10 protein-coding genes are annotated in these 14335 nt (G+C 44.6%); 8 read left to right on the top strand and 2 right to left on the bottom strand.

Translation table 11 applies throughout. From position 1 onward, the window contains the following. The first annotated feature begins 11 nt into the window (after positions 1-11). Entirely contained in the window at positions 12-902 is an 891-nt protein-coding gene (gene cyoE, locus GQS54_RS10385) for a heme o synthase (RefSeq protein ID WP_166423919.1), read from the top strand. Between the two features lie 35 nt (positions 903-937). Here the strand turns inward: cyoE and GQS54_RS10380 are convergent, their stop codons facing one another. Next, entirely contained in the window at positions 938-4609 is a 3672-nt protein-coding gene (locus GQS54_RS10380) for a PAS domain-containing protein (RefSeq protein WP_166423918.1), read from the bottom strand. Positions 4610-4783: 174 nt separating this feature from the next. Continuing rightward, positions 4784-6451 carry an energy-dependent translational throttle protein EttA gene (gene ettA / locus GQS54_RS10375; RefSeq protein WP_158769186.1) on the bottom strand — a complete coding sequence of 556 codons (1668 nt, stop codon included), beginning with the start codon at positions 6449-6451 and terminating at the stop codon, positions 4784-4786. A gap of 304 nt (positions 6452-6755) precedes the next feature. Between ettA and GQS54_RS10370 the strand changes: the two genes are divergently transcribed. The 7 genes from GQS54_RS10370 (at position 6756) to GQS54_RS10340 (ending at position 14322) form a co-directional block, all read left to right on the top strand. Beyond that, the gene (locus GQS54_RS10370; protein WP_166423917.1) at positions 6756-8060 is read left to right on the top strand and encodes a M20/M25/M40 family metallo-hydrolase; all 1305 of its coding nucleotides are present in this window, start codon (positions 6756-6758) and stop codon (positions 8058-8060) included. A gap of 196 nt (positions 8061-8256) precedes the next feature. After that, positions 8257-9312, top strand: a complete 1056-nt coding sequence (locus tag GQS54_RS10365; RefSeq protein ID WP_166423916.1) for a Gfo/Idh/MocA family oxidoreductase — start codon at positions 8257-8259, stop codon at positions 9310-9312. Between the two features lie 269 nt (positions 9313-9581). After that, positions 9582-10838, top strand: coding sequence for a serine hydroxymethyltransferase (glyA, locus tag GQS54_RS10360; RefSeq protein ID WP_158769189.1), 1257 nt, complete (start codon positions 9582-9584; stop codon positions 10836-10838). A 230-nt stretch (positions 10839-11068) separates the two neighbouring features. Next, positions 11069-11653 carry a FlgO family outer membrane protein gene (locus GQS54_RS10355; RefSeq protein ID WP_166423915.1) on the top strand — a complete coding sequence of 195 codons (585 nt, stop codon included), beginning with the start codon at positions 11069-11071 and terminating at the stop codon, positions 11651-11653. Between the two features lie 14 nt (positions 11654-11667). After that, a complete protein-coding gene (locus GQS54_RS10350; RefSeq protein ID WP_166423914.1) occupies positions 11668-12336 on the top strand; it encodes a FlgO family outer membrane protein in 669 nt (222 codons plus the stop codon). 77 nt (positions 12337-12413) lie between these two features. Next, positions 12414-13499, top strand: a complete 1086-nt coding sequence (locus GQS54_RS10345) for a FlgO family outer membrane protein (RefSeq protein ID WP_346766566.1) — start codon at positions 12414-12416, stop codon at positions 13497-13499. Between the two features lie 211 nt (positions 13500-13710). Further along, positions 13711-14322, top strand: a complete 612-nt coding sequence (locus tag GQS54_RS10340) for a hypothetical protein (RefSeq protein WP_166423913.1) — start codon at positions 13711-13713, stop codon at positions 14320-14322. The last annotated feature ends 13 nt before the right edge of the window (positions 14323-14335 follow it).

The raw sequence follows: 14335 nt of genomic DNA, 5'->3' as shown, positions 1-14335 counted from the left end.
AAGAGGTCACCATGAAAATAAAACGTTATATCGATATTACTAAACCAGGCATTATCATGGGGAATCTTATCTCTGTTGCCGGTGGGTTTTTACTGGCCGCTCGAGGAGACGTTGATGCGCTCTTAATGATTATGACAGTGTTAGGTTTATCGCTCGTGGTGGCCTCAGGCTGCGTGATCAACAACTGCATCGATAAAGACATTGATGGCAAAATGCAGCGCACGTGTAAGCGCGCTACTGTAACCGGAGACGTGTCTATTTCGCGGGCATTACAATTTGGCGTAGCGTTGGCCGTTGTCGGGTTTGGCCTACTAATGCGCTACACCAATAGCATAGCCGTGGGGTTTGCTGTGCTGGGGTATGTGGTATATGTAGGTGTATATAGCTTATATATGAAGCGCCGTTCAGTTTATGGCACGCTGGTGGGCAGTTTATCTGGTGCTGTGCCGCCTGTGGTGGGTTATTGCGCCGCTAGCGGCCAGTTCGATGCGGGTGCAGGTATATTGCTGTTGATGTTTAGTTTGTGGCAAATGCCGCACTCATACGCCATTGCTATCTTTCGTTTTGATGACTACGCCAAAGCTAATATTCCGGTTTTGCCCGTGGCCCAAGGGATCGCTAAAACGAAGTTACATATCGTGTTATACATTGCAGTGTTTGCTCTTGTCAGTGCGCTACTGCCGTTAAGTGGGTACACGGGCTTGACCTTTATGAGTCTGGCCTGTGTAACGAGTCTATGGTGGTTAGTTATGGCGCTACGGGGCTATCGTAAAAATATCGAGTTGGTAGCCTGGGCCAGACAAATCTTTGGCTTTTCAATTTTGACCATCACGGCTTTAAGTGTTGCGATGGCGTTCGACTTTCAAGTACTGCCCCCAAGTTTTTTGGTGATACTTAGTTAACGCCACTTAATAATGATGACCAAGTTACCCTTAAGCTATTTAGTTTGAGGGGTAACTTGGGCTAATAATGCCAGCAACGCACTTAAGGTAATTGGCTTAACCATATGATGATTAAAACCTGCTTCACTAGATTTGCGTCTGTCATCATCCTGCCCCCAGCCTGTTAGCGCGATAATCGTGATGTCTTTACCCCAATCGAGTTTCCGTATAGCGCTACACACTTGATAGCCATCGAGTATGGGTAGACCTATATCGAGCAGTATTGCGTCAGGTCTATATTCCTCGGCGGCGATTAGTGCCTGTTCACCATCATAAACCACCCGTGTTTTATGGTTGTGCAAATCAAGTAACATTTGCATGCTGTCAGCACTGTCTTGGTTATCATCCACAATCAATACATTTAGGGCAGCAAGAGGTGTCAGCTTTGTTGGTTTTTTGCTGACTATTTTCGGGTTGGTTGTAACCGGTTTACAGGGTAAATACACGATAAATTCGCTGCCATGCCCCAGACCTTCACTGCGACATTCAACGTGCCCGCCATGCATTTCTACCAAACGTTTTACCAGCGACAGCCCAATGCCTAAGCCACCTTCTGATTGCTCTAAGTGATGATCAATCTGGGTAAATAGATCAAATACTTGAGTGCGCATGCTCTCTGTTATCCCCAAACCGTTGTCTTTTACACTTATCCGTACCTGTTCGACATCTTGCGTGACACTTAGGGTGATTTTGCCTCGCTTGGGAGTGTACTTACAGGCGTTATTCAGTAAATTTCCCAACACCTGTGCCAAGCGGGCTGGGTCTGCTTTCATATAAATTGTTTGCGGGGGTAAATTTACCTGTAATGTATGCCCTAAACGATTAACGTAAGGCATCGCCATTTCAACCGCGTGTTCAATAATTTGGCCAAGATCTACTTGCTTACGTTTTAAAGATAATTTGTCTTTCGAGATTCGGCTGATATCCAGTAAGTCATCTATTAAGCGCACCATCTGCTTCACTTGCCGTTCCATTGTAATAACGGCAGATTGCACCATAGCTGGCTCAGACTGCAGGTTACGAATAAGCTCCATGGAATTCAGTAAGGGCGCCAATGGATTCCGTAACTCATGGGCAAGGGTGGCTAAAAACTCATCTTTTCGCTTATCTGCAGTGGATAATTTATCGGTTATTTTTGCGAGCTTTTCAGCCATTTCCCGCTGTTCGGTCACATCTGTATTGGTACCGAAAAAGCGCACCAACTTGCCGTTTTGATCGTGAATAGCGTTCATACGTGATAGGAACCAACGATAATTTCCATCGCTGCCTTTTAGCGGAAACGTGTCTTCCCAGTCAATACCTTGCGCTAAGCAAGCGGCAAATTTGGCGAATACCGCCTCTTCATGATCTGGATGGTGGTGCTGTCTCCAGCCGTCTTGCAAGTTTTGCTCAAACGTAGTGCCCGTGTAGGACAACAAACGTTGATTAAACCATTCAATTTCACCTTCGGCATTCGCCATCCAAGCGAGTTGGGGAATGTTATCTGCCATGGCACGAAAGCGCTCTTCGCTTAGATGCATGACTTGTTCATTTTGATGCCGTTTGATGACCAACTCAGCAGTACGCATGATAATGTCGAGGTTATCGTAATCCACTCTGTCAGGTGATTGCGGCGTGGGATAGTACATGGCAAAAATACCCAGTAGATCTTTGCCCGAGAGAATGGGTAGTGACCAACACGCCCGCAAATTATGCTTAAGCGCGATGTCCTTACATTCACTCCATAAAGGGTCGCTGGCGATATCCGCCACGAATACTTCATGTTTGCTAGCCGCTGTCGCGCCAAACGCATTGTGAGTTGCATCAATCGGCAAGCCGTCTATATATTGAATATACGATGCAGGAAGACTAGGACCCACTGTAAATTTAAGGGTTTGGCTATGGGCATCAAGCAACATGATACTGCCCATCATGCCATTGACTGAATGCTCTTCTAAGGATAAAACCAATGTTTCAAGGACATCGTCTAAGGGCGCTTCTTGCGCCATTAATTCTAGGGCATTGGTTTGCGCGGCCTGTAGGGCTTCAGTGCGTTTTCGTTCACTGATGTTAGCGACTATCCCTAGCACGCGCGTGGGCTTACTGTTGTTTTCACCATCGCTGAAAAGGCTGGCGTGTACCGCTAGCCAATGTACGCTTTTGTCTGGCCAAATAACCCTATATTCACCGCGAAAGTCGCAGCCCTCATCTAACGACTTATTAAATTTCCGTTTAATTTCGGCCCTATCCTCTGGGTGCACATGGTTAAAGAAGCCGGATACTCCCCATAATTCATCTGGTATCCCTTCTGAGTAGCCAAAACAACGGTCGTGGTGCAGTGAACGCCGTGTTCTACCGTTAGTCAGATCTAACTCCCAGTCACCTAACTGTGCAGCTTCTAAAGTAATGTCCAGTGTGGTTTTACTGGCGCGTAGGGTATCCAAAATCCGTAAGTGTTCGGTTCGCACCCAAAATCGCCTGGCAAACTCAATAACAAGATCTATTTCATCATCACGCCATAAATAAGGTGCGCTACGATACACGGCCAATACAAAATTGTTTTTTTTGTCCAAACTAATCGGCACACAAATAAATGCACCTATACTACGCTGCTGATAATCCCCTTCAGCGTATCTAGAATCACTTAAAACATCGTTGACCACCAACGTGAGATTTTCTGCCTGACACATGGCAACTTCAAATGGGATATCGCCATTTACCTGAAAAGATACCAGATCAGGATCGCTCTGCCAGTGATGGGTAATCGTTAGTTGCTCAGAAATTGGATTCGTTTCACAAAAAACGCAAGCGCTTAAATTCAAATGTTTGACGATACTATCTGTAATGGTAGTTTTGATTCTATCTAAACTACCGAGACTGAGTAAGTCAGCGCTGATCTGGGTGAGCATGGCTGAATTAAGCTCTGTGCGTTTACGATTAGTGATATCAATGCCAGACGGTATAAGCTGAATAACGCTGCCATGTTCGTCAAAAATTGGGTGCAACATAAAATCAATATCAATAAAGGTATTGTCACCAAGTCTGGCAACAGTGTCGAATCGCGATGGCACGCCGTGTTTAGCTTTGTTAATTGCTCGGTGAATTAATTGCTGAACTTTGGCATCGTGGGACCACCAATAGGTTTCTTCAAAAGGTAAACCAATGACTTCGCTTTCTTTTAAAGATGCCGATACCAAAGCTGTTTTGTTAGCCTCACGCAGGATCCCGTCAGGAGTCATAACGCCCATAAATACGGCAAAACGTTCTAATACGTCGGTTACGACTTTGCCGTTATTCTCTGCGGCGAGTATTTTGTGATTACCTCGAAATGAGTCTAGTTCGTTCTGTTGCCGAGCGTATTTGGTAAACAATACGCTTACAATCATACTAAGTGAGAAAAACCATAGCCCCTGTAATGTAAACGCAGAAATAAAGGCATAGGGGATTTGATGACGGAAAATATAACTGACAACGCATATCGCACCAATGGCAATCAAGCTGGTGGCGGTTTTTTTCTGACGGATAGACGTCATCAGTATGGCGGGTAAAAATAACCACAGTGCTTCAGCGGGGGCGAATGTATTAACCACAAACGTCGTCAATAAAGTGGCTAAGGCAAATGCGACAAAAGGCCAAACATAACCGGTAAGGTATCCGCAGACGTCATGCAGCTGGGTGCGAAATTGCATCGTGTAAATCCGTTGGTAGAGGGAGTGATTACCCTTCTTAATATTTGGCGATTCTGCACGGTTCTGCAGTTATTTCAAGCATAGTTGAAAAATAAAAAAGCCGTTTAGGTTGACCCTAAACGGCTATGCTGTTTGAAGTAGCAAATAGGTCTACGTAGTGACCTACTAAATAGTTTATTTACTGATCCTTTTGTACTTCAAGCGATGGGGCTCAACCACATCTTTGCCTTGGGTTTCTTTGAGCCAAGTCGAGTATTCGGTGTAGTTACCGGCAAAAAAGTTAATTTTACCTTCATCACGGTAATCCATGATGTGCGTAGCGATACGGTCGAGGAACCAGCGATCATGGGAAATAACCATGGCACAGCCAGGAAATTCAAGTAGCGCATTTTCTAGCGCCCGCAACGTTTCTACGTCCAAGTCATTGGTGGGCTCATCAAGTAAAAGCACATTACCACCGGCTTTTAGCAACTTGGCCAAATGTACTCGGTTACGTTCGCCGCCGGACAAGTCTTTAATAAACTTTTGCTGGTCGTTACCTTTAAAGTTAAAACGGCCGCAATACGCACGACTATTTAATTCAAAGTTGCCGATACGAATAATGTCTGAATCGTCAGAAATCTCTTTATAAACGGTGTTATTGCCGTCCATATGATCGCGGAATTGATCGACGCTGGCCAGTTTCACCGTTTTGCCGACAATAACCTCGCCAGAATCTGCCTTTTCTTCACCACTTAACATTCTGAATAAGGTTGATTTACCTGCACCATTTGGCCCAACGATACCGACGATGGCGCCTTTAGGCATGGCGAAGGTTAAATCGTCAATCAATAAACGATCGCCGTAGCTTTTACGAAGGTGGTTAACTTCGATAACTTGCTCACCTAAACGCTCACCCGGTGGAATAAACAATTCATTGGTTTCATTACGTTTTTGATAGTCACCTGTGCTTAGCTCCTCAAAACGAGCCATACGCGCTTTACTTTTTGATTGGCGACCTTTGGCGTTTGAACGTACCCACTCTAATTCGGTTTTAATCGATTTTTGGCGGGCACTTTCGGTTTTCTCTTCTTGTTGTAAACGGGCATCTTTTTGCTCTAACCAAGATGAGTAGTTGCCTTCCCATGGAATACCTTGGCCACGGTCAAGCTCCAAAATCCATCCTGCTACGTTGTCTAAGAAATAACGGTCATGGGTAATGGCCACAACGGTGCCTTCGTAGTCATGTAAGAAACGCTCTAACCACGCAACAGATTCTGCATCTAAGTGGTTAGTTGGTTCATCGAGTAATAGCATATCGGGTTTTTCAAGCAACAAACGACACAGTGCTACTCGGCGGCGCTCACCACCTGATAATATGCTGACATCTGCATCCCAAGGCGGCAAACGCAGCGCATCGGCGGCGCGTTCAAGGGCATTATCTAAGTTGTGGCCGTCTTTACTTTGAATAATCGCTTCTAGCTCACCTTGTTCTTTGGCCAGAGCGTCAAAATCGGCATCTTCTTCGGCGTAAGCTGCGTAGACTTCTTCAATGCGCTTTAACGCGTGAACTACATCGGCCACGGCTTCTTCGATATTACCGCGCACATCTTTGCTTTCATCGAGTTTGGGTTCTTGGGGTAAGTAACCAATTTTTAAGCCTGCTTGAGGAATCGCTTCGCCTTCGATGTCTTTATCGAGACCGGCCATAATTTTGAGCAAGGTTGATTTACCTGAACCGTTTACACCCAATACGCCAATTTTGGCACCGTGGAAGAAACTCAGGGAAATGTCTTTAAGAATAAACTTGTTCGGGGGCACGATTTTGCCCACACGATTCATGCTATATACGTATTGCGCCATGATGTAAATTACTCCAGAAAATTTGGCCTATTGTAAACACTGGACATAAGCGATGAAAGCATAAGCTGAGACTATTTTTGTATTTAACGCTGGTGATGACTTCAATGGATAAATTGGTTTATGTATCCAATTGATATTAAGGTGATTAGTTCGGTTTTGGTTAAGCCTTTTGCTGTTGAGCATTGGCACACATTCATTGACAAAATTCGAAGTGCATAGCCTTCGTCACTCGCGTAGTATTTGCTCCACTGACAAGTATTAAACACCACAACATTCATAAGCTAAAACATTAAAAGAGAGTGCTATGTTAAAAAAATCTACTATTTTCGTTATTTGTGCGGGACTCTTTTGTCAACCAGTATTGGCTAGTCGCTTAGTTGAAAATGCATTGGTTGAACATGCTGGTCAAGAGTTAGACAGCGCTAAAGCGTTGCTGATTAAAACGGTCAATATTAACAGTGGCACAATGAATTTTGCTGGGGTTAAAGAAGTGGGCGATATTATGCGCCAAGAATACGATGCCCTAGGTTTTAAAACCGAGTGGGTCGATGGCAGCGAATTTAACCGGGCAGGGCATTTAGTGGCGACCTATGAGTCGAGCTCCCATCCCACAGGAACAAAGTTACTGTTGATTGGCCATTTAGATACGGTGTTTGCCAAAGACGATAATTTTCAACGTGCCAAAGAAATAAACAGTGAGCATATAGCGGGCCCTGGTATTTCTGATATGAAAGGCGGAAACGTGATCATGTTAGCGGCGATTAAGTCATTAAAAGCGCAAAATATGCTGCAACGCTTAAATATTAAAGTGGTACTAACTGGCGATGAAGAGTCGAGTGGCCGTCCATTGGCAAAATCAAAAAAAGCGTTGATCGATGCGGCGAAGTGGGCCGATGTTGCGCTTGGGTTTGAAGATGCCGACGGTGATATTCGCACAGCGGTAACCGCTAGACGCGGCGCGGCAACGTGGCAAGTAACCACGTCAGGCAATCCGGCGCATTCATCGCAAATTTTTACTGAGAAAGTGGGTACCGGAGCCATCTTTGAAATGGCCCGTATTTTACAAGCATTTCGTTTGCAGTTGGCTGATTTACCACTTCTTAGTTTTAACCCTGGCGTCATTGCGGGTGGCACGCGAGTAACACCGAATAAGGGCGGAGACGAAGTCACTGCCTTTGGTAAGACCAACGTTGTCGCGCAAAGTGCCACGGTAAAAGGAGGGTTACGAGCAGCCTCTGAAGAGCAATTAATAGCAGCACAAAAAATTATGCAAGACATTGTTAGCCAACATCTTGCGCAAACCAACGCTACCTTCACATTTGATGATGGCTATCCACCGATGAAAGAAACTAAAGGTAATAAGTCATTACTGGCCCAGTACAGCCAAGTCAGTGTCGATTTAGGGTATGGTCCCGTCAGTGCTGTTAACCCACGTAACGCGGGTGCCGCCGATATATCATTTACCGCGGGACATGTAAAAATGGCCATAGATGGGCTGGGCTTGATGGGCGATGGGGGACATACCAAAAATGAAGTGGCTGACATGACCACCTTTAAGCAAAACATCGAGAAAACGGCCGTATTGATGTATCGCTTATCTAATCCTTAATAAAGTAACGATGTCGTGCATCTAATGAACACACAGTAGACCTTAAGCCAAATTAGCATTACTGCTGTTAATGCTAATCAAAGGGCCTATAACGTGACTAACGTTGATCAGCTTGCAACACTTTGCTCGTTGGCAGTCGTCAGCGCCAGTCACTTAGTTTGTAATCACTCTATGTTAAGAGTGCCAAAGGAGGAATATGAAATCGTTTAATTGGGGCATTATCGGCCCAGGTTCAATTGCAGATATGTTCGCTGACGCGTTAGTGCCGTCAACGCGGGGTAAACTATACGCGGTAGCCAGTCGTAATTTAGCTAAGGCACAAGCTTTTGCTGACAAATACTCAGTGAGTAACGCGGCAGTTGATGCCACTGCCACTGATAATGATTCAGGGGGGAACAATCATAAACCCAAGGCTTACGGCAGTTATCAAGAGTTGCTTAACGATGACAAGGTAAATGCCGTGTACATTGCAACGCCGCAAAGCTTGCATTATCAACAAGCTAAAATGTGTTTAGAGGCGGGCAAACATGTATTGATGGAAAAGCCGTTAACCATCAATGCTGCGCAAACTGAAAAACTTATTGCGCTGGCGCAAAGTAAGAACTTACTGCTGCAAGAAGGGCTATGGAGCCGTTTTATGCCGTGTTTTGAGCAAGTAAAGTTGTGGTTAGATGAAGACCGTATTGGTGATCTGCAATATATTTGTTCGGATATTGGCTTTGCCTTTGGTGACAAAGAAGGGCATAGATTGCACGATCCTAATTTAGGGGGCGGGGCATTACTCGATTTAGGGGTGTACAGCATTACCCTTAGTCAGTATTTGATGCAGGAACACCCAAGCGAAATAAGTGCAATGAGCCACTTTGGCAAACGTGAAGTAGATGAAAATACCGTGGTTAGTATGCGCTACCCGTCAGGGCGTTTTGCCCAGTTTACCTGCACCATTGCTGCACAGGCGAGTAATACCATGACGTTAATGGGCACCAAAGGGCGCATTGTTTTGCCGTATATGTTCTGGAACGGTAACAAGGCTATTTTGCAACAAGAAGGTGCCCAAGACGAAGTGATTGAGTTTGCTCATCGTGTTAATGGCTTTGAATATCAAATCGAAGAAGCCATGAAAATGGTCGATAAAAAGCGTGTGTGCAGCCAATTTATGCCCCATGACGACAGCCTTGCTGTGATGCAAACCATGGACGAAATTCGCCGCCAAATTGGCTTGGAATTTAGCCCTGACGCAGAGCGTGTTTAGGGCGAGATGGTCACCGCAGTATAAGTGGTGATCTATCTTTACATTATTCAGTTATAAAACATTGCATTAAAGCTATGTACAAAAAGTACAAAATGACTAGAATGTGCGCTCTTTTAAGCACTTAAATAGCCAGCGTAGCATTGCGTTTGATGGAATTTGCAGCCATGGCGTTAAGTGTCTGTTGAGAATGTTGATTCTTGATAGGCCACAGCGTAACGGTTTAGCTAGTTCTATTAAGCAAGTGTAGCGGGCGCCCCTGAGGAGACCTGATGTTATCACGTGACATGAATATTGCCGATTTTGATCCCGAGTTGAGTCAAGCTATCGCGCAAGAAACCCAGCGCCAAGAAGATCACATTGAGCTGATCGCCTCTGAAAACTACTGTAGTCCCCGGGTGCTTGAAGCCCAAGGTTCACAGTTAACCAATAAATACGCTGAAGGCTATCCGCACAAACGTTACTACGGCGGCTGCGAATACGTCGATGTTGCTGAAGACTTAGCCATCGCACGGGCAAATCAACTCTTTGGTTCTGATTACGCCAACGTACAACCTCATTCAGGCTCACAAGCCAACTCAGCGGTCTTTATGGCCTTGCTTGAAGCGGGCGATACCGTATTAGGTATGAGTCTGGCTCACGGTGGTCACCTAACGCACGGCGCCCACGTTAGCTTTTCAGGTAAAACCTATCACGCAGTACAATATGGTATTGATGAGCAAACGGGTAAAATCGACTATGACGCGGTTGAAGCATTAGCCTTAGAACATAAGCCTAAAATGGTTATTGCTGGTTTCTCAGCGTACTCTGGTATTGTTGATTGGCAGCGTTTCCGTGAAATCGCTGACAAAGTGGGCGCATTCTTATTGGTTGATATGGCACACGTTGCTGGTTTAGTCGCGGCTGGTTTGTATCCAAACCCACTGCCTCATGCCCACGTTGTCACCACGACTACCCATAAAACCCTAGCGGGTCCTCGTGGTGGTTTGATTTTGTCAGCTTGTGGCGATGAAACCATTTATAAAAAATTAAACAGTTCAGTTTTCCCCGGTAATCAAGGCGGCCCGTTATGCCACGTTATCGCGGCTAAAGCAGTGGCGTTTAAAGAAGCCCTACAGCCTGACTTTAAAGAATACCAACAGCAGGTATTACTTAACGCCAAAGCAATGGTCAGCGTAATGCAAGAACGCGGTTATAACATCGTATCTGGCGGCACTGAGAACCATTTGTTCTTACTTGATTTGATTGCGAAAGACATAACAGGTAAAGATGCTGACGCTGCTCTAGGCCGCGCAAATATCACTGTAAACAAAAACTCAGTACCAAACGACCCACGTTCACCGTTTGTCACCAGTGGTTTACGTATCGGTTCCCCCGCGATTACCCGCCGCGGCTTCAAAGAAGCTCAAGCGAAACAAGTCGCGACGTGGATCTGTGATGTTATCGACAATATCGAAGACGAATCAGTCATCGAACGCGTTAAAGGTGAAGTACTGGCCCTTTGCGGCGAGTTTCCTGTTTACGGTTAACGAAAATGGTATCGCTGGCGTTTAAAAGCGTGGCTTAAGCACCCTGAATAAAGGTGTGTAGATTGATAAAATCCGTTGAGGTTAATCTCACCGGATTTTTTTTGGCCTGAAATTTGCTGAATCCTTCCATATAGAGAGTTTAGGCGCCGTTTATTGACGCTTTGACCATGATTAAGCGGTGCTAGAAGTATTCCTAAAGGGTAATGAGCGCCGAAAGCGGAGCAAATATTTTGAAGATTTTATTAAGCCTTTTATTACTTTCTTTAATGGGGTGTTCCCATCTACCTTCGTGGCAAGAAGATGCCGAAGTTAGGCAGGTAGTGGCCGAAGAACCTTTATTAATGCACACCGAGAGACTGGCAAATAATTTGTTTGCTAGTCTCGCGCCTATCGAATACGGCAATTTGGCAGTAGTCAGTTTTACCGAACTTGAGACACTTGCGCTTTCAAAGGCTAATCATTCACTTAATATGCTTGGGCTACAATTGCAGGAAAGCATGCTTGCTGTCTCCACTCAGCGTGGTTTCAACGTGGTTGAAATCCGGGCTGCCAATCAAGTCCAATTATTCAAAGATTATGAAAAGCTACTCAGCCGCGATAGTGCGGATATCAGTAAAGACATCGATGTGCGATACATGGTCGTAGGAACACTATTGCAAGGCAATCAAACAACAACGATCAATGCCCGATTACTGGATCTGCGCGAGGGGACAGTCATAGCGGCTGTGTCTGACAATATACCGAATAGCGTGATTGGATTGAACGCCAATCAAATCCAAATGAAACATAACAAGCTTTATCGCTCGTCATTATAAAAGTGAGTTTAATCATGAAAGCTACAAAACTTTTCACCGTGCCGCTAATTTGCTTATTCAGCACATCGTGTTCAAGCATGTTCTCGAGTGACGAGGCAGAAGCAGAAATGCCTGCTGCCGCCCCAGTTGAACAGAATATGTACCAAGGCAGCCGCTTTAATAATCAACGTATCTCTGATATTTACAAGCGCGTTGAAGTCGGTGATGTAAATCACTACGTTCAGGGAATCATGCAAGAATTGATTGCCAATATGGATACACCCGATAGCAGTATGGAGATCGGTGTGACGAGCTTCGTTTACTTAGATGGTAATTTTGACGAAACCGATTTATTAGGCAATCAACTATCTGAAAGCTTTATGCATGAGCTGCATCAGTTTGGGTTAAATGTGTTGGATTTTAAAAGTTCAGACTATATTCGTGTTACTCCATCCGGCGATTTCAACTTCAGTCGAGACTACGAAGAATTAAACCCTGATATGCCGGTACAGTACGTTATGGGCGGGACTATGGTTAAACATCAAGACGGGGTAATAGTGAATGCACGTATGATATCGATTAACACTAAAAAAGTACTATCAAGTGCTCAAGGCTTTATCCCTGCTAGCGTGGTGAATGCATTGCACCGAAGCCATGGTAATTCTGGCATCAGTCTTAAATTCAAAGCAAGTGAAAAAAGTTAGATAAAACCAAGGCTAAGTCATGTCTCATCAGCGGCGGTAATTATTATGTTAATTAATCAGATTTTTAGGTGTGTATTGTGAGTCAACTCAATCAGTTTTTTGCTCGTTTATCTCGCCCTATATTTAAGCACGTTAGTCTCTATGCACTGCTAGTGTGGCTAACAGGGTGTTCAATGCTCAATCGTCAAGAGGAAGTCGTAGTAGATATAAGCGACCCGCAATATCTTGAGTTGAAAAGCATGCTTGAACAACAAAAAATAGAATGGGAAACACAAAAGCCTGCGCTGCAAAGATTGGTTAAAAACGAAGAAGACTTAGCATTTCTGATTGACGCACTAAGTAATCTATCGGTTATCGGCTCGTCACCGTCATTAGAGCAATATATGTTAGGACAACCGCAGTACGCCGAAAGCCAAAGTAACGGTAAAGGTATTGCAGTCAATGACCCAAATAAAAAAATGATCGCGCCAACGAACTCAGAGATGGCCCCTAAGCAAAGTGTTAGCACAAATCAAAACCCACCATTGAACCCGTTAGCGTCATTAGCTGACTCACCAGAAGAGTTAACGCAATTGATGAATGAGCTTCAAAAACTCGCCAGAACGGTGCGCTACAACAAGCTCAATGATAATGTGCAACAGCAAAGTGATGATAATCCGAACGATACTGAGACGAGTAACTTAGCGACTGGGTCTACTTATATTACGAGAAATGGTGGTATTTTCGCTAATAGTAAAGTTGATCTGGCGGATTATGCACAGCAGTTAGCCGGTAAACTTGCAAAGTTCATCGCATTAGAAGGGGCAAGTGTGGGGGTGGCGAGTTTCGTTGATTTTGATGAAACCTTGCGTAGCTCAAGCAGTTTAGGTAATCAATTTGCCGAGGCGTTGGCCACAGAATTGCCCAGATACGGTGTTAATGTAGTGGACTTTAAGCTAACTAAATATATCGATGTATCCTCCATGGGCGATTTAGCATTGTCTCGTGATGGGCAAAAATTGAACGGGCAATCAGAAATGGATTATGTGCTAACCGGCACCTTAGTCGCTACTCATCGAGGAGTTAAAATAAACAGTCGCGTGGTTTCCGTAAAGGACAACAGCGTAATTGCCGCCGCCAGTACTTTCGTGCCTAAAGGCCTTTTGCGTCAGATACAGCCGTAACTGAATAAAAATTAAATAATGGGTGTTAATTGGTTGATCTTTAAGCGGTTGATTGGTTCGGTTTACAAGTTAATTTACGATTTTTAGAGAAAAGTTGTATTATTTACTCAATAAAAAGCTAATCCCACCGATAAATGAGTTAGCCCTTAGTAAACAAGCGTGTTTATTTTGGCGCTATTACTTTACGTTTATACAGAGATAGGGAACCACTATGACAAAAATGAACAAAATAGCTGCCGGATTAGCAGCATCGCTTTTATTGGTAAGTGCAGCTCAAGCGCAAGAAACTGTTACAACGACGGCGTCTGGTACGGTGCAAAATTCATTTACATTGACTAATGACACAGATTTGGATTTTGGAACATTTCGAGCTCAGAATGATGACGCTGCATCAAGTCCCGTAACGGCCACTTTGCGACGCCCTGCTGATCCATCAGAAAGCTCAGTAGCGACCAATGGCACTGCCAATGCTGCTGTATTGCAGTCACTGATCGAAGGAGCTCCAGCAGAGTATACTGTTTCGGGAGTTTCTGGGTTTTCAACATTGACCTTAACCGTTCCAGCTGATGGGGCCGTGACACTAGCTGCAGCAGGAAGTCCCACAGGCGTAGCTACATTTGTTCTGAATGGTTTTGAAGCATATAAAACTTCAGGTACGCCCGGTGATATAACTCTTACAAGTTCAAGTGGCACTTTTCAAGTTGATGGTTCTGGGGATGCGACATTTACCCTAGGGGCTACTTTGACGACAGTTCCTAGCACGACTGACACCTATACTGATTTAGCATATTCAGGTGATTACGATATTACCGTTCAATATTAACTTAACTGAGTAT

The sequence above is a fragment of the Paraglaciecola sp. 20A4 genome (assembly GCF_011378905.1).
Taxonomy (GTDB): Bacteria; Pseudomonadota; Gammaproteobacteria; order Enterobacterales; family Alteromonadaceae; genus Paraglaciecola.
The sequence above is the reverse complement of the archived record's forward strand: the minus strand, read 5'-3'. Positions and strand labels throughout refer to the sequence as shown.